A 21,873-nucleotide genomic window follows, 5' to 3' on the forward strand; every position below is an offset into this window, starting at 1 on the left:
CTGACCAGAAGGGTCGGCACACCACCATCGCTGCTCATATGCCCGAGTCCCATCGCCATGCCGGTGAGTGGTCGCCGGAACGGCTGATCGCCTGGGCGGCCAAGACCGGCCCCGCCACCGAGAAGCTTATCCGTACGGCGCTAGGGGCCCGCAAGCACCCGCAACAGGCCTATCGCTCCTGTCTGGGCATTCTCCGGCTGGGACAGAGCTACGGCGAGGCACGGTTGGAAGCCGCCTGCCAGCGTGCCCTGATGCTGGGCAGCTGCCGCTACAAGAGCATTGAGTCCATCCTCAAGCACCGCCTGGATCAGCAACCTCTGGAAGAGCAACAGGAACTGGCCTTGCCTGAGGGTTGGTAGACAAACGTGAAAAATAGTCTAAAAACGCCCCTAACCAAATGAATTAGTTGTAGTTTAGTCCGTTTTATTTCGGCTCATATTTTGGGTTCACCTGATCACCGGGCGTCCCTTGAGGGGTAAGCTCAGCAAGTTTCAAATCAAACAACTGCTGCCCTACCGGACGTCTAAAGTCCAATGTGTAATCTCCAAAACGATTGATATGACGGGTTCGGTACGGCGATAGCGCTTTCAGGACATCTTCGGTGATGGCGATTCCTTCCGCTGCCATATCGCGCAATACCCGGCTGAGAGCTTCGACGTTGTGCAAGATCAGCATATTCGCCACCAGGTGGTTGTACTTCACCACCTTTTGCTGCTCATGCCGGAGGTTGGCCGCAATGATGCCCTCGCCACCAAAAAAACTCCATTTTGCAAACCCGTTAAACTGCTCGTTCTTGTTGGTTGCGGCGTGAATGGTCTGACGTAATTCCACATTGTCGATGTAGTTCAACAGGAAACCGGTCCGCACGACCTTCCCCAGCTCCCGGAAGGCGAAATACAGTTTGTTCTTGCGGCTGTAGGTTCCCAGCCGCCTCAGGATCGTTGATGCCGTAATTTTACCAAGCTTGATGGACACGGCCACACGCAACATATCCGGGAGGTGTCGTTCAATCCGCGCCCAGTCTATATGACCGTTGAACAGCTCTTCGATATGCGCGTAACGGAACCGCCTGTCGGGCCGGTAGAAGTTCAGATCCTTGATATTCCGGATACGCGGCATCAGCTTGATCCCCAGTAGATACGCGAGCCCGAAAACGGGATAGCTCTGGGCCTGCGTATCACCGTGCAAGGTATCTGGCTGGATATCGCTCCGATTCTCAAGCAGTCCGTCGAGGATGTACACCGCCTCGTGAACGCCGCAGGGGATGAAATGACTGAACAATGCGATATAAGTGTCCGAGACGTGGTAGTAACCGATGCCGCCGTAACCGCCATAGCGGATGTGGTACTCGCTGAGCAGGTTTTGCTCGTAGAGGTTCCACTTGGTGCCGTCAGCGGCAGCCCGACGGCCTGTGCCCCAGTATCCGGGCAGTTCGTATTTCTTGTACGCGTTGATGACCTTGACGATAGCGCGATCTAGCCTGTCTTCAGTGACGTGGTTAAGGTTGAGCCAGGCTATCTGGCGACGGTTCAGTTGCTTGATGGAGTCGGCGGTCTGGGAGGGTCCCAGATTGCAGCCGTAGCAGAAAAGCGTAGCGATAAACCGCAACCGGGGGTTTTCCACGCGCCCCTCATAGCCTGATAATGGCCCGAATTCCCGATGTAATCCAAGCCAGCGCTCCGCATCGACCAGAACGTCGACGATGCTGCGGGTGCCAAGCCGCCGTGTGATGTCGTCATCGAGGGCCTGCCAGTTTGTTGGCAGCCCCTGTTTCTGACTGCGTTTGATTACGATGCGACCGTCTTCGATCACGGCGTGTGTGTTGTCCGGGAAGGCTGCGTCCACTGAGCGGCTCACCTGAGTCAATTGATCCTTGAGATGGCGACTGAGAGCCTTCGGTTCGATGGGAAGCTCCACTTCCAGCCCGTACTGATCAATTTCCTGCTCATAATCCGACCAACTCACCAGTTGATCGCGATGGTCATCGAAGCGATCCCCGTGAACAACCGCCAGATCCGCTGACTTCAGTTCCTGTTTCACCAGATTCAAAACGGCCAACTCAAAATATTTACGGTGAACCGTCACACTGTCCGGCCGGATGAAAATCAGACGGCGCCATTTTTCGAGCGTCCACTTGGTCTGCTGGATGCTTTCGACCAGAGCCGGCGCATGGACCCGCAAATCCAGCGTCTCGGCTTTCAATGAACGGGTCTTTCGGAGTAACTCGATCAGTTGCATCGACAGCATGTCGCTGGAGGTGCTTTGAAACGTCAGTATTTCCAGGCAGTTGTACAGAAGGCTGCGTTTGGTTCGAAACGGTCGCAACATGAAAGGCAGGTAGTTATTGCCGGCGTAGGCCAGATGCTCCTCACATTCGTCCAGCCACTCCTGGCGCTTGTCTCCGATAACGGCCTGAAGCGATTGCCACGGGTTTGGCTCGGCCTCCATGGCAGTCAACACGTCTTTAAAGCAGGACACCAGTCGATCGGTGCGCTGGGTCTGCTCCATTTGATAGGTAAGGAGATTTTGCTGAGCGGTGGTTTCCAGTTGCCTCATCAGCTTGATCATAAGCTCTGCGGTATCATCCAGCGCCTGGGCATACTGTTGCCGGATCAGGACCACCGCCAGGGCATAGCGTTTACGCGCAGGGATTCGAGCCATTTTGGCCACATCCAGCGCTCGTGCTTCGTGGGCGAACTGTCGCCGCTTGGTCACGGGAATTGATTTGACGCCCGGCAATTGCTCGACGATACCCTTCAGCCACTTGAGGTGTTGCAGATAGGACCGGATTTCTTTATTCGTCGGCTTTCGGATTTCTCGCTTCAGTCGTTGCCAGCCGCTGATCTCGATCCCCGGTGGCGATACCAGCAAGTCATTGACCAGTGCCTTTGTTTCGTCGTTGAGTTCGCTGACGATGGACCGGTAACAGCGGTCATTGACGGTGGCCCGGGCATCCTTGGCGAGCCTCAATAACACCGTAAAGCCGGGAATTTCGAAACGGTGACGCACCAACTCTTCCAGAAGGATATTGATGATATCGGTCAGCACTTCGCGGGACTCGGCGGCTTTCGTTGCTTGGCTCGATAGCCAAGCATGAGCCGCCTCGTCCAGCGTCCGGCTGCCTACATAAGTTCGAATCCACGGGATATGGCGTTTACGGGTGGCAGAACGATCATACTGTTGTCGTTGGGCTTTGGTCGGCTGTTTGTCGAGACCAAGGCACTGCGCAATGTGACGACGCAAATCGCCAGGCAAATCGACCGACGAGGAAAAGAACCCCTGTTTCTGATACGCCTTCAGGTGAAGCAGTAAAAAGAAGCGCTCCAGGATCGGCCGGGTGCGCCGACGAGCCCAGCGCTGTTCGCCGGACGTGGGCGTGTATACTGCATCAAGTTCCTGTTGCGGGATATCCGACCGAAACCGTGGATAGGCTGTTTCCTGAATAGCACTCATAACCGGCTCAATCCCATGCTTGCCCGGTGGCCGGGTCCTTGATCCGTGTCTCCACCCAGCAGGCTTTATCGGACGCAATGCGGTGTATCTCATCGATCAAGTCGTCCATCATTTCGTCCAGCTGCTCATCCGACGTTGCAGGCACCTCAATGCGGTAGTCCCCATTGTTCTGCTGTTCCATCTCGAACGGTTTCAGGCAGTGGGCTTCGATTACCGTGCGGGCCTGATGGTGTTTCCGGCTGCGAGGACGTTGCGGCTCCAGGGTGAGCTGAACGGTTAATGCCCGGTAACTTGGCTCGGATACGCTCGCCAGGCGTGGCTGACCGACAGACGACGCCACTTCGGTTGGGATTTGCATCAGGGCAAGCTCGAACGGCGATTTAGCTTCAATGTATCGCAAGGCGGTCTGGGTATCCCGCCAACCGACGTACTCCATCAGCGCTTTGAGTTCCCAGCCGGAAGCACTGGCCCAGGTGGCAAAACCGCGTCGCAGCGAGTGGCTGCTGAACGCTTCCACAGCGTCAATGTCTGCGTCGGCCAGAAGCTGGCGCAGCAGCGGCACGATGCTGTTCGGGTGCAATGAAGTATTGGAAATATTTCCCCAGCGATCAATCGCCCTGAATAGCGCACCGCTGGGCTGGTTCAAAAAGTCCAGCCAATCCTGACAGGCCTCCACGGGACAGCACTGCCTCAGAGCTGGCACCTTGTACAGGCGACCTTCGGCCTGACGATCCCCCTTGCTCCTCCGCAAGTACAAGGACATACCGGCAGCGGGGGCCAGCGTGACATCGTCAATGGTTAATCGACAGAGTTCGTCACTGCGAAAGGCTCGCCAGAATCCGAGCAAGACCATGGCCCGGTTGCGTAACCAGACCCCGAGGCGCCTTGAATCCTGCTGACGCGCCTGCGCGATCCTTCCGGCCAGCCACTGATCCAGTTGCTGTAGCTGGGTGATGGCCAGTGGCTTGGCTTGTTTTTGCCGGTACGGATGCTCTTCGCGTATGCCCTTGAGAACCGTGCGTACTAAAGGAGCTTTTGTTGGGTCTGGAAACCCCTGGTCCCGGTGCCAGCGTGCCAGTGCCGCCAGGCGCTGCTTCAGGGTGGCGGCAGAAAGCCTCTCGGCATGATCGGCGAGATAGCGAGCAACGCTGTCGGCGGTTGCGGGCAGAAACCCGCCCCAGGTCACCTCAAAATGCTCGACTGCGGATCGGTAGCTCCGTCGGGTATTGTCGCGGGTAGCAGCCTGAACGTACCGATCAACCGTCATTGGGCGCACCGACGTCGTCCGATTTCGGCAATGCTCTTGTCGCTTCCCTTATCCAACGTTCGGCTGCTTCGCACACGTGTTGATCGAGTGGTTCGGCTTGTTTGTGCATTTTTGATCTCCTGGTGCGGCCTTGGTCCGGGGCGGCAAATCGAGTCATATCGTACCGAGCATCGGTCAGTATAGCCGTCGAAATGAGCATCACAATGGATAACTCTGGATTATCACATGTCTGTAAAGCTGTACTTTCCAACGATCTTTCTGGTGTATATAGTACGTATTTACATAATACGTAACACAGTACGAAATAAACATGAGGACACGATCATGGCCCGAGGCGGCATCACCCAACCCCTGGTCGAGGACGCCCGTAAACGTCTTCTGGCTCGCAATGTTTACCCCTCCATCGACGCCATACGAGCCGAGCTGGGCAACACCGGCTCAAAGACCACCATCAGCAACCACCTGAAAGCGATCGAGGCGCGTGAAAGCGCTCGTCTGGACGATGAAGCGCTTCTGAGCAGCCACGTTACCGACTTGGTAGGCCAACTGGCTCGGCAATTACGTCAGGACGCACAGGAGACCATCGAGCAGGCCGAACAGCGCCAACAGGCCGAGGTGGCCGGCCTGCAGGAAGCTTTAACAGCACAGACCGCTGAAACCAGGCAACACCAGGCGCAAAATGCAGTGTTGGCTCAGGCGCGGGATGATTTACAGGCGGAGGTCCTTGGGTTACGTGAGGCGCTCTCGAAACTCGAAGGCGATAACCGCGCACAGGCCCAGCGCATTGAAAGTTTGACTGAGCAGGTTCAGGGCAAGCAACGCCAGGTGAATTCACTCGAAGAAAAGCACAACCATGCCCGGCAGGCGCTGGAGCATTATCGCGGTTCCGTGAAAGAGCAGCGCGAGCAGGATCAGCGGCGGCATGAGCAGCAGGTCCAGCAAGTCCAGGAAGAGCAACGCCACTTGCAACAAGCCCTAGTCGTGAAACGCGACGAGCAGACCCAGGCCACCCGGGAGATCAGCCGGCTGTTCACAGAGGTGACTGAAGTTCGAAAGCAGTCGGATGGGTTGACCCAGCAACTGGGCGAGCGGGAGCGCGAAAATCGTCGTCTGGCCGACAAAACAGTGCGGCTAGAGCAGCAAGTCGTGGCGTTACGCCAACGAAAGGCTGCCTTTGAAAAGCAGCAGCGCGTGAACGACCAACTGAAAGCGAAGGTGCAGCAGCTTGAAACCGAGCTGAGCGTGAAGAGTGAGCTGTTGGATCGCTTGAGCGCTGGCAACAATTCCCACGAGGTGAACAGAGTTTCTTGAAATTCCTCCAGACTATGTTTTAAAGCCTACTGCAAGGCTATTGTCGCTCAAGTCTCAGATGTTTTTCATTGGGGGAGCCCGAGTGGTTTGGATGACGGGTTTAGGGCGACGTGTTGTCCGATCTTTTGTTGTCCATCATGCCTAGCTGTAAAAATAAAAGTCGTTTTTTTTCCTCTGTTTCACGGCATACATGGCCACGTCTGCCCGCTCTACCAGCGTTTCCGCCCCCGCCCGTCTTCAGGGTACATTGCAATCCCGATGCTGGTTCCGATAGAGACACGAAGATCGGTGCCCTCAAACTGAAAAGGGGTTTCGAGCGAGTTCAGAAGTTTGCGTGCGACCGTTGCGGCGTCCTTTTTTTCGTCAAGCGAGGGCAACAGGACGGTAAATTCATCGCCACCATAGCGGGCAAGGGTATTTTTGATACCTGAAAGTTTGTGGAGATTGATGCCTTCGGCAGGTCAATCCAGCCTTTCCACTCTCCAATAAAACATCCCCGATTTTTTCCCGAGGATGGTTGCCGATATATGCGTGTCACTGGGCTTGTCCGCAAGCCCGTAGCACACATGCAAAGGCAGAAGGTGTTCTTCCCGGGGGTGGCAGAAGCGGGCGTGGGGCGCTCGCTCCCAGTGAGCCAGGCGCTCACCACGTTCCGATTCCTGCAGGGCGGTATCACCACACGTCTCTTCCAGCCAGTCCTCGAAAGCCTGATTACGAGCCCGAATCTCCGGCGTATCTGTCGCGAAAAACGCCCGCATGTTATGGAACGAGAACCCAGAGCCGATCACGAGCAGGTTGGCGTAGTCCAGCCCCTGCAAAGCACGACCAATCGCCAAGTGGGTGCTGGCATCCAGACTGTCTACCAGGGACAGCTGCACGCATGGGATATCCGCATCCGGATACATCAGCTTGAGCGGCACGAACAGGCCGTGATCAAAGCCCCTTCGATCATCAAGTTGCGCTGGGACTCCGGACTGTTCCAACGCCTGGTAAACCTGCCGCGCCAGCCCCGGCTCTCCCAGGCAGGGATACTCGATACTGTAGGCCTCCGGCGGGAAGTCATAGTAATCGTAGATAAGCTGCGGACTGGCCCCCGAGGTGATCATCGGCACTGACTCCTCCCAGTGGGCGCTGATAACCAGTATAGCCGACGGTTTGTGTAGCCTGTTGGCAAGCTCCGTGAGCCGCTCCACCATTTCACGGTGACCGGGATCCCCCAACAGCGGCATTGGCCCGCCGCCATGGGAAATGAACAGCACATCGGTTTCAGTTTTCATGGCGGTTGCTCCTGTGTTCAGAGTTGGCCCGGCCCTGCCGGCACAATACCCGTCGGGTTCAGCGCCTTGCTGGAGTAATATCCGGCCTTGATGCGATCAAGGTTGACCGTACTGCGTGAACGGTCTCAGTATAGGGGGCCTCAACTCCGTCGTCCGTGACAGGCGCCGGATCATCGGGTGCGAACTGATCAAACACGGATAAGTGGTGTTGATCGCGCGCCACCGCCAGTGAGGGCTGGATATTCTTATCCCTGCACGCCTGGACATTGGCTTTGCTGAAGTACCCTGTATCGGCCAGCAGATCCGTAACGGTGCCGAGGGCCGGGCTGCGGTGGTTTAGGGGTTTGAAGTCCAACGGTACGAAAACGTACGCTAAGGCCATTCGTCCAGCTCCGATGGCTGCTTCAACGGCCTGAGCTGTCCATTCAGCACCTGTTCAGCCAGGGTGAACGAGTAGTGACCCAGCATATTCACATGCTTGTGGCTGAGTGGCGACAATCTGGCTTCGTCCTCTTCTTTCGCGTTCTCGCCCTCGCCCTGTTGTCTCAGGTGATCCAGGGCGGCCTGCATGTATATCGTATTCCACAGTACCAGGCGTTGGTCACCAAGCCCAATGCACCAAGTTGGTCTTCCTGACCCTCCCGGTACCGTTTCCGGATTTCGCCACGTTGGCCGTGGCAGATGGCCCGTGCGACCGCGTGACGGCTTTCCCTGCGATTCAACTGGGTCAGAATCCGACGGCGGTAATCTTCATCATCCACGTAGTTCAGCAGGTAAAGGGTCTTATTGATCCGGCCCGCATCAATGATGGCTTGTGCCAGACTGGAAGGCCGATCACTTTTCAGTAGCGAGCGGACCAGCTCGGAGGCCTGCACGGTCCCCAGTTTGAGCGAACCGGCAATGTGCATCATGTCATCCCAGTGCTGTTCGATCTTGTATTGACGCAACTGCGGGCCAGCTCATCAAAGAGTTCGACAACATGGGTGTGGCTATCCGGTTCCTCGACGATGGGATCAGCACCGAGGGGACCATGGGCAAGATGGTAGTCACCATCCTGTCGGCCGTGGCCCAGGCCGAGCGTCAGCGCATACTGGAACGCACCAACGAGGACCGCCTGGAGGCCAAGGCCAAAGGGGTCAAGTTTGGCCGTAAACCCAGGGTGGACAAGGATAGAGTCCGTGCCCTGCACAGCCAGGGAGTGGGGGCTACGGAGATCGCCAGGAGGTTAAAGATAGGCCGGTCAACAATCTATAAAATACTGGCATCTGACCAAACGCAGTGATTTTGCTAATATCTACAGCTTGACTGTATCGCATTTGAGATACAAAGTAGAGTTACGCATGACAAACGGAGAATTCATCATGGCTCACACTTCAATGCTGCACGTTCGTGTGGACGACGAGCTGAAGGCTGATGCAGCGGAAAAGCTCGCCAGCTTCGGCTTGACGGTATCAGATGCCGTCCGCATCCTTCTAACCCGCGTAACCAAAGAGGGCGGATTGCCCGTTGGGTTAACGGCTGATCCGGAAGCCCATGACGCCTGGTTCCGCGATAAAGTGAAAGAGGCCCTGGCTGATGCCCGACCTACCGTTCCTCATCAACAGGTAATGGATGAGGCACAAGCGTTGATCGACAGAAAGCGTCGCCGTGCCTGAACTGGAATGGCTGGAACTGGCTCGTACCGATCTGCTAGGGATTGTCGATTACATCTCTGATGACAATCCCGATGCAGCACAGCGCGTAAAAGATGATATCGAGATGAAAGCTGAAAAGCTGCCGGAGTTCCCCACAATAGGCCGCCCTGGTCGGGTTGAAGGGACCCGGGAACTCGTCGCCTGGTCGAACTATATCCTCGTGTACCAGGAGGATGCCTTGACGGTACGAATACTGCGCGTGTTACATGCTGCGCAGCAGTGGCCGCCAACCGATTAACACCTGAATCAAGGGCTTTCTCCTCAGCCTAGCCGGCGAAGACCTTGATGAAGACCCTGCGACATATTCCTTGACAACTACCGGTCCGCAACGGCCACCAGCAGGCTGCATGGCGCGTGGGCGAGCAGCGAAGCGCCGACGGAGCCGTGCCACCACCGGGCCATCGCGCTCTGTTCACGGTGACCGACCACGACCAGATCCGCGCCGACCTCGTGCGCCATTCGGCCGATCTCCTCGGCGGGGTTGCCCGCAGCGAGGCGCGTGTCGACGGAAAGCCCCGCCCGCCGCAGCGCTTCCGCGCCCTCCGTCAGCACGCGGCGCACTTCCTGATATTCTCGCTCCGGCAGGTCTGAGGGTGCCGCCGCTTCAGCGAGCGCGACACCCAGTTCATGGGTGACGACGGCGAGGAGATAGACACGAGCCTGGCAAAGCGAAGCCAGCTCGGCCCCCTGGTCCAGCGCCTCACGGCCTTGCCGGCTGCCGTCATAGGCTAGGAGGATCGTCCTGTACATCGTGGTGCTCCTTTCTGTGATCGGGATGGAACGCCTTTCCCGGTCCTCTGCTCTAGACAGTGCTGCCTTCGGGGCTACATCCCTCGCCATTTGATACTTAGCTATCTATTGATTATAGTACAGCTACATAATGATGCAGGCAATGAGATGACGAAGCCACTTCACGATCAGGAACAATTCGGCCTTCGCCTCGGGCTGGTCGCCCGGCTGTGGCGCGCCGAAATCGACCGGCGGCTGGCCACCTTTGGCCTCACCGAGTCCCGCTGGTTGACCCTGTTACATCTCTCTCGCCTGCCCCAGGCGGCAACCCAGCGTGAATTGGCCGAGGCGGTCGGGGTGCGGGGGCCGACCCTGGTACGCGCGCTGGACCGGCTGGAAGCGGAGGGGCTGATCGAACGCCGCACGGAAGCCGCCGACCGGCGCACCAAATCGGTTCACCTGCGTGCGGAGGCTGCCCCTGTTCTGGAACGGATCGAAGCTACCACAGCGGCGGTGCGGGCGGAAATCTTATCCGACCTGTCCCATGCCGAGGTGGCGACCTGTCTGAAGGTCTTCGAGAAGATCGCCGACAAGCTGGGCGGCACCCCAAGGGCGATGCAGCCTGTGGACAAAAACTGATGAGAGCTAGAGCGTGAACCAGCATATGACCCACCGGGAACACCAGGACGACGATCAGGAAACCGATCTACGCACCGCCCCCGACAAGAAGAGGGAGGCTGAGTCAGAGACGGCTTTACCTCCTGCCCGCCCTCGGCCATGGCGATGGTATGGCGCGATCCTGGCGACGCTGATCGTTCTCGGAGGTGGCGGCTGGTGGCTGTATCAGCAGCTCACCCATGTCGTTGTGACGGATGCCCGTGTCGCCGCCGACATTGTTGCCATGAGCAGCCGGGTTCCCGGTTGGGTGACGGTACTTGAAGTGACCGATGGCGATGCCGCGCAGAGAGGCAGGGTTTTGATCCGGATCGACGACCGGGAAAGCCGTCTCCGTGTCGAGGCGCTTGACGCGCAACTCGCCGGGATTGCCCGCCGCCGCGAGGAGATCGAAGCGCGCATCGCACTCACCGACCGTCAGACACAGAGCCGCATTACCGCCAAACAGGCAGCGGTGAGGGCGGCAGAGGCCAGGTTGGCAGCAGCGGCAGCGCAACTCGATCTTGCCAGACAGGAGAATGACCGGGCGGAGAAGCTGGCGCCGAGCGGTGCCATCAACCGTGCGCGCCTGGACCAGACGCGGGCGGCGCTGGAGACGGCAAAGCAGCAGACATTGAGCGCCCAGGCGGACCTGGAAAATGCCCGCGCCGCCCTGGCCGAGGCTGAAGCCGCGCGCGGGGAACTCACGGTGCTGCGCACCCAGCTCGCCGAACTCGGCCCGGAGGAGCAGCGGCTACGTGCACAAAAAGCCCAGGCCGAACTCGACCTGGAAGATCGCACCATCGTCATGCCATTCGACGGCGTGGTGGACCGGGTATTTGTGGACAAGGGCGAATATGTCACCCCCGGCCAACGCCTGCTGATGGTGCATGATCCCGAGCGGGTGCGTGTCGAAGCGAACGTCAAGGAGACCGACATCCGCTTCTTCCGGCCGGGAAAGAGCGTGATGATCACTGTCGATGCCCTGCCGGGGCGGCGCTTTGAGGGCAGGGTCACGCGCGTCGGGCAGTCCGCCACCAGCGAGTTCGCCCTGCTGCCCAACCCCAACCCGAGCGGCAATTTCACCAAGATCACCCAGCGCCTGCCAGTGCGCATCGCGGTGCAGCAGGACGGCGGCGAACTCAAGCCGGGTATGATGGTGGAGCTGGAGGCGAGAGCCGATGACTAGCGCGCCCCGGCCGGACAGTATCGAGGGGCTATTCGCCCGTTTCGGCCCGTCCTATCGCTGGCTGGTCACAGCGACGGTCATGATGGGCACGATCGCCACTATCCTGACCGCCACCATCGTCAATGTAGCCCTGCCGGATATCATGGGCGCTTTCGGCATGGGCCAGGACAAGGCGCAACTTCTCTCCACCGGCTTCCTCGCCGCGATGACCGGGACCATGCTGCTCAATGCCTGGATGGTCGATACCCTCGGCCAGCGCGCGACCTTTATGTTGGCGATAACCATCTTTATCGCCGCCTCCATCATGGGTGGGCTCGCCCCCGCCGAGGGCGTGCTGATCCTGGCCCGTGTTTTACAAGGCGGCGCGGCCGGCATCCTCCAGCCGCTCGCCATGCAGACGATCTTCCAGGTCTTTCCGCCGGAGAAACGCGGGTCGGCCATGGGAATTTACGGCATTGGCGTGGTGCTGGCCCCGGCGCTTGGCCCGACGCTTGGCGGCATCATGGTCGACAGCTTCAGCTGGCGCTATGTCTTCTTCATGGCCGTGCCCTTCTGCTTCATCGGCCTGTTTATGGCCGCGATCTTGATGCCGGGGCGCGCAACCTCCGGTCCGCCGCGCAAATTCGACTGGATCGGCTTTGGACTGATGACGGTGTTTCTCGTGACCCTGCTCAACGGGTTGTCGAACGGGCAGCGTGACGGCTGGATCTCCGACCCCATCCTGCGCGACTTCGCCATCGCCCTGGTCGCGGGCATCGGCTTCATCGTCTGGGAGCTGCGCACGTCCGCACCCATGCTCAATCTCAAGCTCTTCACGAACCGGGTCTATGCGGGCGCCTCCGTCGTGGCCTTCATTTTCGGAGCAGGCATCTTCGGTTCGACCTTCCTGATCCCGCTGTTCGTCCAGACGATCCAGGGCTACACGCCGACCCGCTCGGGCCTGCTGCTAATGCCGGCGGGGCTGATTCTGGCCCTGGTCTTCCCCATCGCGGGGCGGCTGACTGACAGGACACCCGCCTATGCCACGGTCATGTTTGGGCTTGTGATTTTCGCGTTGTCATCGTTTCTTATGAGCAACGTGGATACCAATACCTCGTTCTGGCTGTTCGCCTGGTGGATCATGCTGGGGCGTATCGGCCTTGGTTTCATCATGCCGAGCCTGAACGCCGGCGCCCTCAAGGCGCTCCCCATGACGCTACTCAGTCAGGGCTCCGGCGCCATCAACTTCGTGCGCCAACTCGGCGGGGCGTTTGGTGTCAACCTGCTCTCCATCGCTCTGGAGCGGCGATCTCAGCTCTACGTAGACAGCTTCACGGCGGCACAGCATGCAGGCAACAGTGCAACGACCGCTATGCTGCACGAAGTAACCGGCTTGTTTGCACAGGCTGGCGTGCCGGAGGCGATACGCCAGGCCGGGGCGATGAACTATCTTGGCCGCGTGATCTACAGCCAGGGCAACATGCTGGGGTACCGGGACAGCTTCTTTATCGTCGGCGCGATCTTCCTGGCCGCCCTTGTTCCGGCGCTGATGATGCGCCGGAGGTCCACGCCTCCGGCGCTGCCGGCCAGCGAGGCCATGCGTCACCCGCCATCGTCGCAGAACGCGATTCAGCAGAGTCGGTGACGCACGTGTCAAGGGGCCACCTCACGAAACGGAAAATAGCGTACGTTAAGCCTCTCGCGGCGTGCGGAGCGGGCCACACCGGGCAATGACAGCCGGGAAGCGCTAGAGGGGTATGACCAGTGGCAGGAGGAAAGGGCCACTTGAAATATATAGATGCCTAATGTTTATACTATAAAGTTGTTTCACCCGATTCTGACCAACCAACCATGAGATACGCCCATGAAAATCGTTAAAGTTCAGGACATCATTGGTACCGAGCGTGAAGTCAGCGACAAGCAGTGGACCAGCCGCCGCCTGCTGCTCAAGAAGGACGGAATGGGATTTTCCTTCCACGAAACCATCATCAAGGCAGGCTCCGAGCACACTTTCTGGTACAAGCACCACCTGGAAGCCGTTTACTGCGTTGCCGGTAACGGGCGCATCAAGGACCTCGCCACGGGTGAAGTTCACGAGATTACCGACGGTACCCTCTACGCCCTGGACAACCACGACAAGCACACCCTGTACGGTGGCACCGAGGACATGCGCCTGATCTGCGCCTTCAACCCGCCGGTGACCGGCCAGGAAGTCCATGACGAGGACGGCGCCTACCTGTCGGACAGCAGCGATAACTGATCCGACTGACTGCCGATCTGATCGCTGGGACACTGCCAGAGCGACTGCTGGCGGTAGCGCTGTTGCTTTGACTGGTACGTCCATGCCGGCGAATCCAGATCATGCCTGGACACCTTTATTGATGACACCGTCCATAGCGATCTGCCAGATAAAATCACCAATGGCGTCGAGTGAATGGACTCCGTTCCGGTCGAACCAGGTTGCAACCCAGTTGAGCGCCCCAAGGCCGATCAGGCGAAGCAAACGGCCGTCAACATTCTGCCGGACCACGCCCTGCGCAATCATTGTTTCGAGGATACCGGCCCACAGGGACTCGTACTGGTCACGCAGTTCGATGATTTCCTTACTAGCCTCCGGGCCCAGCGCCCGCCATTCAAACAACAGCACGTAAACCGCATCCGAACCTAACAACAGGGCTCGCAGATGTGCGTTGATACAAAGACGCAAACGCTCAACCGGGTCGTCCGAGCTGGCGTAAGCCGACTCGACCTCTGCGGTAACCAGGTCGACTCCCCGGCGCATCAGCTCGACAAGCAGCGCTTCGGCAATCTACTTGAGCGACGTCCTTTCAAAACCTTTCTCACGAAAAAGCCTGGCTGAGTTAAAGACGATCTGTGGCGTCAAGAGGGCCAATGTTCCGAAAAAACAGTTTAAGTAAGCTTTTTTGCTGAACAGCATCTGACCGCCTCAACAAGCGCTGTATAGATGTACTGACAACAATAACGAGAAAACGGAGCATATTAATGCCTAAGACTCCCCTTTTTACTAAGGGCCCTACCTCTTGCCTTGCAATCGCAATTCTGTCCGCTGGGGGTTCTTTTCCCACTCAGGCCAGCATGGGCAACATCGGCACCACCTACGGGGTAATGGCAGCCGACGTGGCTACAGCGCAATCCCTGTCTATGTTCAACGATCAGGTGTCTGCCACTTACTATAACCCGGCTTATCTGACAAAAGATCCCCGGGGAGAGCTGACCCTAGGCCTGCTTCATGCAGAACAGGAACTGAGAGCGGATGGCCCCCTGCGGGATGGCGACGTACTCGCCGACTCACCGAGTCAGCATGTGCTCATCGGCATGAAAACAAATCTTTCTTCCTTGACCCGTTTTAAGCACCCCATTTACTTTGGCTTCATCGCGGGAGTAGAGAAGTATGGCAAGGAACTGCTGGCCTTCAGTTCAAACACATCAGAAAGCGGCCAGTTCATGGAGTATGGCAGGGAACCCCTGTTCCTCAATATCGGTGGTGCCACCAACATCTGGCGAGGTATTGACGCCGGAATCTCGGCAAGAGTCACCCTCGAAGCCACAGCCAAGCTGGATACGTTATCGAACCTGGCCGGTGAGACACGACGTGAGCGCCTGTCAGTCAATGCCGAACCCTCTGTAAAGTCGATTCTCAGTACCTCCATCGACTGGGGCAAAACTTTCTGCCCTGAAAGCGGCTGTTGGTTGAGCGGCTGGGAAACGGCCCTTGCTTACCGGGCAGAATCATCGGCTTCCACCAGTATCGACGCAAACGTCATTGTCGACCAGACGATTCCCGATCCGGGGCTTGCGCTTGCGGTTACCACGATAGACTCCTTTCAGCCGGAAATCTGGGTCGTCGGCACCCAGTATAAAGGTGACGGCTGGCGTATTGGCGGCAGTGTAGAACAACAGAACTGGTCAGGCCTGGAAGATAAATTTACCAGCGACACCATCAAGGATCAGAACAGCCTTTCCCCCGCTGCCCGTATGCAGTTTGAGGACACCCTGACTCCCCGCCTCGGTGGCGAGTACATGCTGAACGACAATTTTACCTTCCGTGCCGGCGTCGCCTATGAAGAATCCCCTCTGAAAACCACCCGAAACCCGGAAATCAACTACCTGGACACAGACAAGATTTCTGTCGGGCTTGGCTTAAGTGCCACCTACAACCGGACCCGTCTTCTGGCCTACCCCGTTCGCGTGGACCTCGGTTACCAGTACCAGATGCTGCAAGAGCGTGACTTCACCATTGTCGACTTCAATGGCAATGAAGAAGACGTTACTGCAGACGGCGATATTCACGTGTTCAGCGGCTCAATTACGCTGAGATTTTGAAGAGGTACGGCATGAAAAAAACCACTATTGCATTGATTGTCACCACAGCACTCGCAGGCTGCGGGGATAGCGGCGACCAGCAGACCGTTACCCGGGCTCCGACACCCGGATCGCTGACATTTACCTATCCGGCTGACAGTACGCCCCCGGGCGGCGATCAGCCCGGTGTCACGTCCACCGTTCCCACAACAACACCTGTCTTCCTGCGTTTCAACAAGTCCATCGACACACCGCTGACCGACATTCCTGACTCTCTGATCCTGAGGGATGCCACCGGGAACGAGGTTACCCTCACAGACGTGATGTTCACTGATGAAGACAAGATGGGGCTTGCGGCAAAGCCGGACAAGGCGCTTGCACCGGGAACCAGCTACACCCTGACCGCAGAGGGACTTCAGGTTGGCGGCGCACCAGTGTCCCTGACCGCGGACGGAATCAAATTCAAGACAGCACCGGCAACATCCGGCCCGCTTCTGAGCCAGACCGAAGGTACCGGATTTGAACTGGCGCGAACCATTCCGGACGGAGGGAACGACTACCCCGTCACGGACTTTACGACATTCCGGCTTCAGTTTACCGAGCCCGTCGACCCGCAATCGGTGGTTTACGGCCAGACCATCCGCCTGGCGGACCAGGCCGGCGAACCGGTCAATGCCGAAGTATACGTCAAGGACCACCGGGTTACGGTGGATCCGGAAGGCTACCTGGATCCGGCCCGAACCTATAACCTGACCGTGACCAGCGGCATAAAAAGCGCTCTGCTGGGTGACACCCTGTCCGAAGATCGCACACTGACCTTCAACCCGACCGACTCCCGCTCTCCGACTGGCAAGCGCCAGATCATGGCTCAGGTAGCTGAAAACATGCCAGGCCAACTGCCACTGACGGGTGCCGATTACAATTCGGTAAACCTGAGCTCCCTTCTTCTGGGCGAAGAGAACCCGACCAGTGTCGCCGGCACTGTGTTCGCGGAACTGGGTTTTATTCCCAAGTTTGAGGCGGCCGCTCAGAGCATTCCGTTGAGGATCGAACGGGGCACCTTGCTCACCGGAAGCTCTGTAGAAGTCAGCATCGCGGGGGCTGTGCCGGCCGGGTTCGAGTCCGAAGCCGTCGGGGTTCGCTTTCTCTCGGATGCCAATGGTTTCCTGATACCCAACCCCTATACCGATGCAGTGGATGCACCCCGGGTGCTCGAACTCTACATCGATATGGCCCTGAATACCGGGAACACCGTTACCAACGGCGCCCTTGGCCAACAGCTCATGCACGTGCAACTGGTGGGCACTGCCCTCGTCGAAGACGGAAAGCTGAGCATCGAAGCCGTTGGTGTTATTGAGCCGGACGTGATGGGCATTGACACAGCCTCAGGCCTGATTTCCTTCAAGCTGAACGGCTTCCGCAACGTCGAAGATGCCCCGCTACAGGCCGACTTTGCGGACACCGCAGCGCCCTTCATCAAGAGCTGGGTCCCCGGGGAACACTCCAACATACAGAGGCCTTCTGACCCTTTGATTGTCTATTTCTCGGAACCTCTCCTTCCGTCATCCATCAATCCGGACAATATCACCCTCATCGCCAATGACGGCACCACATCGGCAGAGGTTGCCTTTAAATCCCGGCTTGACGGTCCGGCTCTCGTTATCCGGCCAACCGAGCCGTTAACGCATGGCATCGATTATACCCTTACGATGGACGGCCTTGTTGACCTGTCGGGTAATCCGATGGCCAGCACAAGCCGTAATTTCAGGCTCGACCCAACGGCGGAGGTTCCGCCAGCTGACGTTGGTCCGATTGCCCTTACAACCCTTCCTGGTTACCCATGCGCCAAGACGGACCTGGATGCCCAGCCCGGAAAACAGGGGCGGTGTCTTGGTGGCATCACGAGCCAGACCCCTGCTTCCGCGAATTTTGGACAGCGCCCGCTGGATGATTTGCTGCCCATAACCGAGCATCCGGCCAGCGAGCCTATTATCGTGCGCTTCTCACAGGATATCGATCCGGACTCCATTGTGGCCGGCGAAACTGTTGTTGTGGAAAAGCAGGACGAGAACGGCAGCTGGCAGTCAGTTGAAGGTTATAGTCTTAGCCTCCTCAATGGTCGTGAACTGAGAGCCGTACCACTCGACAAGTGGGAGCAAGGAACAAACTACCGTTACGTGCTGACCGATGGTATTACCAATCAACAGGGTATCCCCCTGTACAGCAGGCTCCTGAGCCAGTACGCCGACCCGGGAAGGAGCCTCGGGGACCTTTCGTCAGGCGGACAACCGCTTGAAAACCGGTTTGTTGCCAGAGATATAACCAAAACCTCCGTGCTTCTGCCGCTGAAAAATCTCCCGAGCAGGGATGTGAATGCTAATCTGAAGCTGGACCCGGAAGAGCCTGATGCCATCAGCGGAATTCCTGAAAATTCCATGAAGCTTGCCATCACGGAGATCAGTAGCGGGGTGCTTGAGGATAACGGGCAGATAGGCTGTGAAGTAGGCACCGAAGCTTGCGATGAGTTCAAAAAATTCATTTTTCTGACAGCAAACCTTGATGTTGAGATAGTGGGTGAACCAACCGTTGCCGAAGATGGCAGCACGCGAGTGCCTGTGAAGTTGCATCCGTCGGTACTCCTTACCACGCCTAGCGACATCTGGGTCAATCTGAGCAGTCAGTTGCTCGCAGTACTTGCGACCAGTGATTTACAGACCTCTCAAGAGTTTGACACCGGACCCCTCGCCTTGCGTATGCGTTACCAGGGCGAAAACCGCGACGGCCTGATTGATGGTGTGATTCTACAAAAAGACGGTCAGCTGACCTTCGAGACCGAGCTGGATGTTTACCTTGATGCACCGTATCTGAACGTTAGGCTGAGCGGACTGGCGAACACCCGCCTTGAGGATAATCTGCGCAGCTATCCAATTAATGGATTGAAGCTCTCTGGACCGATAACCTTCCTTGATGATGGCAGGATCGTCATAGAACAACGAAATGTTGAGCCGATTGTGCTGTCAACGAGGCTTTTGGGGCGAGCAACTGTGGGCTTGCTTGAAGAGGAGTCTGCAATTTGTAGTATCGGAACAGGTCTTCTTTGCCGCCTATTGGGCGGGGTTGTTAATGGAGTAGTAAACTCAGTGATCGACGTAGATACTGAGCTCACAATACAAGTTGCACCGAATGAACTTCAGCTCAGGTATGTGTCTCCCTACACGCAAAAGTGATGAAACCTGACACAGGGCCAGTCTCCGGACTGGCCCTTTTTCCGTCGAAACCGAAAACAGATCACCCCGGGAAGATGCCCCCTGCCAATAGTCCGGTTCTGCAACCAGCAGAGCACCGGTTACTTTTCACTCACTATAAAAGCCCGCGCAGTCGCGCTTCAGTGACTGCCTGAACCCGGCTGGTTACTTCAAGTTCGCTGAAAATCCTTTTCAGATGCCATTTGACAGCATCCTCAGTCACAAGAAGCCTCTCAGCGATCGCTTTGTTGGTCATTCCGCTGCTTATACACTTCAGTATGGAAATCTGCCTGACCGTGATAACGGAGTCGGTATGTCCCGGTACTGGTGGAGCGCTGAGGTCTTCTGCCCGGACTTCCGGGTCCCTTGTAGTGGCCGCTTCAGCGGTGTCTGGCGGATCATCAAAGAGATTCCGGGCAAGGGGACTCAGAGAAAGCAGCGCTTCTTTTATCCATAGCGGTGTAAAGTGGCAATTCAGATGCTCCGCATGCAGGTTGGCATCAAGAATCAGGCGCTTCGCCGGTTTTGAGGAACCCAGGGCAAACGCTGCCAGGGCCTGGCAATACTGGGCGGCGACCCTGGTTCTGGCATCGGAGATGGCGCTGGCAGCCTGAAGCGCCTCTCTGGCATAGTTCCCGGCCACACCAAACTGCTTCCCAAGCCTTAGCCTGTACATTGATTTCACTAAAGCAATGCGCGCCTGAATGGCCCGGTTTTGATTAGGCAGAAATGACAGCTCGGATTCATCGGGGAGTATGGGTGGCTCCAATTCCTCGTTGTTCAGGAGGGTGAACTCAGCCAACTGAACTTTTGTCAGGATATTGAGGCGCGGGAGCTCACGCTCGCTGGCGGCCAGGCGAGCCTGCTCCAACAGGGCCATGGCCCTGTCCCGCAACCCCTGGTGGTACAGCAAACGGCTGCATGCCTGTGTGCATCCACACAGAATGTCGGTAACGCCATAATTCAAGGCGAAATCAAAGGATATCTGTGCAGATTCCGGGGAAACCTGGTGATGATCCTGTTCGAGCAGAATTTGTAACTCAAGAACACCAAGCATCTTGTTTAAAAAGCTTTTTGGTACGCCAATCTTTTCTGCGGTTTTATTCGCCTGACGCAACAGGTACATTGCCCGGACCATGTCGCCTTTGAACAATTCTGTCTGGATTTCCGCCGTTTTAAGCCAGATAAACGCGTAGAGTTGATTGGATGACTGGTTGGCCACCGCCGCTCTGTGCAATAGTTCTTCTAACTCTTCAAAGCGGCGATCGCTGGAGGCAATGAATGCCTGGCATGTAAGGGCCGCGCCTTTACCGACCATATTGCGATCGCCAAAGGCATCAATCCACTTTTCACAGAGCGTCTGGCTCTCCGACAATTCATCCTGTGTGGCTTTACCTATTGCCTTAACCAGTTCCCGCCAGCCTTCCTCATCAAGGTTGCCCAGCCCCCTGGAAATCGGATGGTCCGAACTGGCCAGCATTTCCTCTGCCTGCCGCGCCTGCTGGCTGAAATACAGGGTCCAGGCATATCCTATGCCTAAGGAAGCGATTTTTTTTATCGTGCGGACCGGCACCTTTTCAAACCACGTGCGAAGCACTTCAATTTCACCTTGCCGGAGCGCCACGTCCAGTATGATGCTGTCACTGACCACGCGCGCCCACCGATGGTCACTAGCCTCCAGGGCGACGTTGATTGAATGGAGGTACTCTCCCCTGCGCCAATGCCAGAACGCAACGCGTTTCAGTACATACGAACGACGCTCCCGTTGAGTGGCATTAAACACACTACGCAAATACCCTCTCAGCACAGGGTGCATGGCCAGGCGCTCGCCGGAGGAAACGGTGGGGGCTAAAAGTGCAAATTTTTCGTTAACAAACGAAATTTCCTGATCAGCCTGCTGCGTTTTATAGACATAGTCATAGCACTCCGCGCTGACCTCCTCGAGCATCGCGGCGTTGCAAACAAACCTTCGCGCATGTCTGGGTAGCACGGACAAGAGATTGTCCCTGAAATACGAGCGGGTTTCCGGCCAGGATTCGGGAGGCAGGTCCGGGTTCGGGGTTTGGCGCATCAGTCTGACGAGTGCGGGCCATCCGCCCGTGGCTTGTATAATGTTGCCTGCTTCGGAGCCACCTATACCCGTTACCTCACCAAGCTTCTCCGGCTCCTTTAGGTCCTCTTCTGTAAAGGCAAGCTCATCAGCACCATAGGTCACAACACCCGTCATCAGCGACAAACGCGGCAATGCCCCGGCGCTGCCGGGCGCAATAAAAAATTTTACATTGTCCGGTGTTTCACAGATCAGATCCTCAATCAGATCCCCGTTATCCGCCCCTTCACCGGGCCCGTCAAGGCAAATTCTTATGGTCTTTCTTGCATTGAACAAGGCGTCCCGAAGCGCTTCGATGGTGTCAGTGTCACTTTTCAGCGCTTCCCGGGATTCAGGTCCTTCAATCTGGTATAAAACCAACGCCGCAAACAGGCTGTCAGTGACTTCGCGCGGGTCCGGGTAGGATCGTCCATTGATATAGACGGCGCTCTCGTGTTCCGGATCACGACGGTTTGCTGCCAGGGCGACCTGTACAGATTTTCCGTAGCCCGGCGGAGCCCGGTACAGAACGACTTTTGCCTCAGGCGTCGCAGAAGCACCCAGGCGCTGGCGGTCTGTACAGCCTTGAGTGATGAAGCGCTGACGACCCCACATCCGGCCGGACATCCTTCGACACCAGTCTTCCAGGCTATGGTGTGTCAT

Annotated in this window: 17 protein-coding genes and 2 pseudogenes; 11 read left to right on the forward strand and 8 right to left on the reverse strand. The window is 57.4% G+C overall.

Annotated elements, in window-relative coordinates; genetic code table 11:
• Positions 1–359: pseudogene (locus BM035_RS20225) on the forward strand (IS21 family transposase); the annotation flags it as partial.
• Positions 360–423: 64 nt separating this feature from the next.
• Here the strand turns inward: BM035_RS20225 and BM035_RS20230 are convergent.
• Positions 424–3,453 carry a Tn3 family transposase gene (locus BM035_RS20230; protein WP_092034118.1) on the reverse strand — a complete coding sequence of 1,010 codons (3,030 nt, stop codon included), beginning with the start codon at positions 3,451–3,453 and terminating at the stop codon, positions 424–426.
• A 7-nt stretch (positions 3,454–3,460) separates the two neighbouring features.
• Positions 3,461–4,720 (reverse strand): site-specific integrase, encoded by a 1,260-nt coding sequence (locus tag BM035_RS20235; protein ID WP_092034120.1) that lies wholly within the window; start codon positions 4,718–4,720, stop codon positions 3,461–3,463.
• Between the two features lie 324 nt (positions 4,721–5,044).
• Between BM035_RS20235 and BM035_RS20240 the strand changes: the two genes are divergently transcribed.
• Positions 5,045–6,031 carry a DNA-binding protein gene (locus BM035_RS20240; protein WP_175497441.1) on the forward strand — a complete coding sequence of 329 codons (987 nt, stop codon included), beginning with the start codon at positions 5,045–5,047 and terminating at the stop codon, positions 6,029–6,031.
• Positions 6,032–6,240: 209 nt separating this feature from the next.
• Here the strand turns inward: BM035_RS20240 and BM035_RS23245 are convergent, their stop codons facing one another.
• From BM035_RS23245 to BM035_RS20260, 3 genes and pseudogenes are all read right to left on the reverse strand, one after another.
• On the reverse strand, positions 6,241–6,480 hold the full coding sequence (locus BM035_RS23245; RefSeq protein WP_092034127.1) for a diguanylate cyclase domain-containing protein: 240 nt from the start codon (positions 6,478–6,480) through the stop codon (positions 6,241–6,243).
• 12 nt (positions 6,481–6,492) lie between these two features.
• Positions 6,493–7,308, reverse strand: coding sequence for a DODA-type extradiol aromatic ring-opening family dioxygenase (locus tag BM035_RS20250; RefSeq protein ID WP_092034130.1), 816 nt, complete (start codon positions 7,306–7,308; stop codon positions 6,493–6,495).
• Positions 7,309–7,680: 372 nt separating this feature from the next.
• Positions 7,681–8,243: pseudogene (locus BM035_RS20260) on the reverse strand (Tn3 family transposase); the annotation flags it as partial.
• A gap of 26 nt (positions 8,244–8,269) precedes the next feature.
• Between BM035_RS20260 and BM035_RS20265 the strand changes: the two are divergent.
• The 3 genes from BM035_RS20265 (at position 8,270) to BM035_RS20275 (ending at position 9,240) form a co-directional block, all read left to right on the forward strand.
• On the forward strand, positions 8,270–8,590 hold the full coding sequence (locus BM035_RS20265; RefSeq protein ID WP_441295085.1) for a helix-turn-helix domain-containing protein: 321 nt from the start codon (positions 8,270–8,272) through the stop codon (positions 8,588–8,590).
• 79 nt (positions 8,591–8,669) lie between these two features.
• Entirely contained in the window at positions 8,670–8,963 is a 294-nt protein-coding gene (locus BM035_RS20270) for a type II toxin-antitoxin system RelB/DinJ family antitoxin (RefSeq protein WP_011784162.1), read from the forward strand.
• Complete coding sequence (locus BM035_RS20275; RefSeq protein ID WP_011784161.1) at positions 8,956–9,240, forward strand: type II toxin-antitoxin system RelE/ParE family toxin; 285 nt, start codon at positions 8,956–8,958, stop codon at positions 9,238–9,240. The genes BM035_RS20270 and BM035_RS20275 overlap by 8 nt, the downstream gene beginning before the upstream one ends.
• A 77-nt stretch (positions 9,241–9,317) precedes the next feature.
• Here BM035_RS20275 and BM035_RS20280 read toward each other — a convergent pair whose 3' ends face one another.
• The gene (locus BM035_RS20280; protein ID WP_011784160.1) at positions 9,318–9,752 is read right to left on the reverse strand and encodes a universal stress protein; all 435 of its coding nucleotides are present in this window, start codon (positions 9,750–9,752) and stop codon (positions 9,318–9,320) included.
• Positions 9,753–9,899: 147 nt separating this feature from the next.
• Between BM035_RS20280 and slyA the strand changes: the two genes are divergently transcribed.
• From slyA to BM035_RS20300, 4 genes are all read left to right on the forward strand, one after another.
• Positions 9,900–10,370: a transcriptional regulator SlyA gene (gene slyA / locus BM035_RS20285; RefSeq protein WP_011784159.1), complete on the forward strand. Its 471-nt coding sequence runs from the start codon at positions 9,900–9,902 to the stop codon at positions 10,368–10,370.
• 13 nt (positions 10,371–10,383) lie between these two features.
• The gene (locus BM035_RS20290; protein ID WP_198324799.1) at positions 10,384–11,574 is read left to right on the forward strand and encodes an HlyD family secretion protein; all 1,191 of its coding nucleotides are present in this window, start codon (positions 10,384–10,386) and stop codon (positions 11,572–11,574) included.
• Positions 11,567–13,198 (forward strand): DHA2 family efflux MFS transporter permease subunit, encoded by a 1,632-nt coding sequence (locus BM035_RS20295; RefSeq protein ID WP_011784157.1) that lies wholly within the window; start codon positions 11,567–11,569, stop codon positions 13,196–13,198. The genes BM035_RS20290 and BM035_RS20295 overlap by 8 nt, the downstream gene beginning before the upstream one ends.
• 219 nt (positions 13,199–13,417) lie before the next feature.
• Positions 13,418–13,813 (forward strand): ectoine synthase, encoded by a 396-nt coding sequence (locus BM035_RS20300; protein ID WP_011784156.1) that lies wholly within the window; start codon positions 13,418–13,420, stop codon positions 13,811–13,813.
• Between the two features lie 99 nt (positions 13,814–13,912).
• On the opposite strand, the gene BM035_RS20305 is transcribed toward BM035_RS20300, so the two are convergent.
• Positions 13,913–14,335 carry a TetR/AcrR family transcriptional regulator C-terminal domain-containing protein gene (locus BM035_RS20305; protein ID WP_011784155.1) on the reverse strand — a complete coding sequence of 141 codons (423 nt, stop codon included), beginning with the start codon at positions 14,333–14,335 and terminating at the stop codon, positions 13,913–13,915.
• 221 nt (positions 14,336–14,556) lie between these two features.
• On the opposite strand from BM035_RS20305, the gene aupA reads away from it, so the two are divergent.
• Positions 14,557–15,897, forward strand: coding sequence for an alkane uptake protein AupA (gene aupA, locus BM035_RS20310; RefSeq protein ID WP_036219378.1), 1,341 nt, complete (start codon positions 14,557–14,559; stop codon positions 15,895–15,897).
• Between the two features lie 11 nt (positions 15,898–15,908).
• Positions 15,909–19,103, forward strand: coding sequence for an Ig-like domain-containing protein (locus BM035_RS20315; RefSeq protein ID WP_011784152.1), 3,195 nt, complete (start codon positions 15,909–15,911; stop codon positions 19,101–19,103).
• A 133-nt stretch (positions 19,104–19,236) separates the two neighbouring features.
• Here BM035_RS20315 and BM035_RS20320 read toward each other — a convergent pair whose 3' ends face one another.
• A complete protein-coding gene (locus BM035_RS20320) occupies positions 19,237–21,873 on the reverse strand; it encodes a response regulator transcription factor (RefSeq protein WP_011784151.1) in 2,637 nt (878 codons plus the stop codon).

It is taken from the genome of Marinobacter sp. DSM 26671 (genome assembly GCF_900112835.1).
Classification (GTDB): Bacteria; Pseudomonadota; Gammaproteobacteria; order Pseudomonadales; family Oleiphilaceae; genus Marinobacter; species Marinobacter flavimaris.

Excerpts from the sequence above, each read along its gene's own strand:
- BM035_RS20230 (WP_092034118.1), bottom strand. The coding sequence starts at position 3,453 with ATGAGTGCTATTCAGGAAACAGCCTATCCACGGTTTCGGTCGGATATC.
- BM035_RS20235 (WP_092034120.1), bottom strand. The coding sequence starts at position 4,720 with ATGACGGTTGATCGGTACGTTCAGGCTGCTACCCGCGACAATACCCGA.
- BM035_RS20240 (WP_175497441.1), top strand. The coding sequence starts at position 5,045 with ATGGCCCGAGGCGGCATCACCCAACCCCTGGTCGAGGACGCCCGTAAA.
- BM035_RS20250 (WP_092034130.1), bottom strand. The coding sequence starts at position 7,308 with ATGAAAACTGAAACCGATGTGCTGTTCATTTCCCATGGCGGCGGGCCA.
- BM035_RS20270 (WP_011784162.1), top strand. The coding sequence starts at position 8,670 with ATGGCTCACACTTCAATGCTGCACGTTCGTGTGGACGACGAGCTGAAG.
- BM035_RS20280 (WP_011784160.1), bottom strand. The coding sequence starts at position 9,752 with ATGTACAGGACGATCCTCCTAGCCTATGACGGCAGCCGGCAAGGCCGT.
- slyA (WP_011784159.1), top strand. The coding sequence starts at position 9,900 with ATGACGAAGCCACTTCACGATCAGGAACAATTCGGCCTTCGCCTCGGG.
- BM035_RS20295 (WP_011784157.1), top strand. The coding sequence starts at position 11,567 with ATGACTAGCGCGCCCCGGCCGGACAGTATCGAGGGGCTATTCGCCCGT.
- BM035_RS20300 (WP_011784156.1), top strand. The coding sequence starts at position 13,418 with ATGAAAATCGTTAAAGTTCAGGACATCATTGGTACCGAGCGTGAAGTC.
- BM035_RS20305 (WP_011784155.1), bottom strand. The coding sequence starts at position 14,335 with ATGCGCCGGGGAGTCGACCTGGTTACCGCAGAGGTCGAGTCGGCTTAC.
- aupA (WP_036219378.1), top strand. The coding sequence starts at position 14,557 with ATGCCTAAGACTCCCCTTTTTACTAAGGGCCCTACCTCTTGCCTTGCA.
- BM035_RS20315 (WP_011784152.1), top strand. The coding sequence starts at position 15,909 with ATGAAAAAAACCACTATTGCATTGATTGTCACCACAGCACTCGCAGGC.
- BM035_RS20320 (WP_011784151.1), bottom strand. The coding sequence starts at position 21,873 with ATGACACACCATAGCCTGGAAGACTGGTGTCGAAGGATGTCCGGCCGG.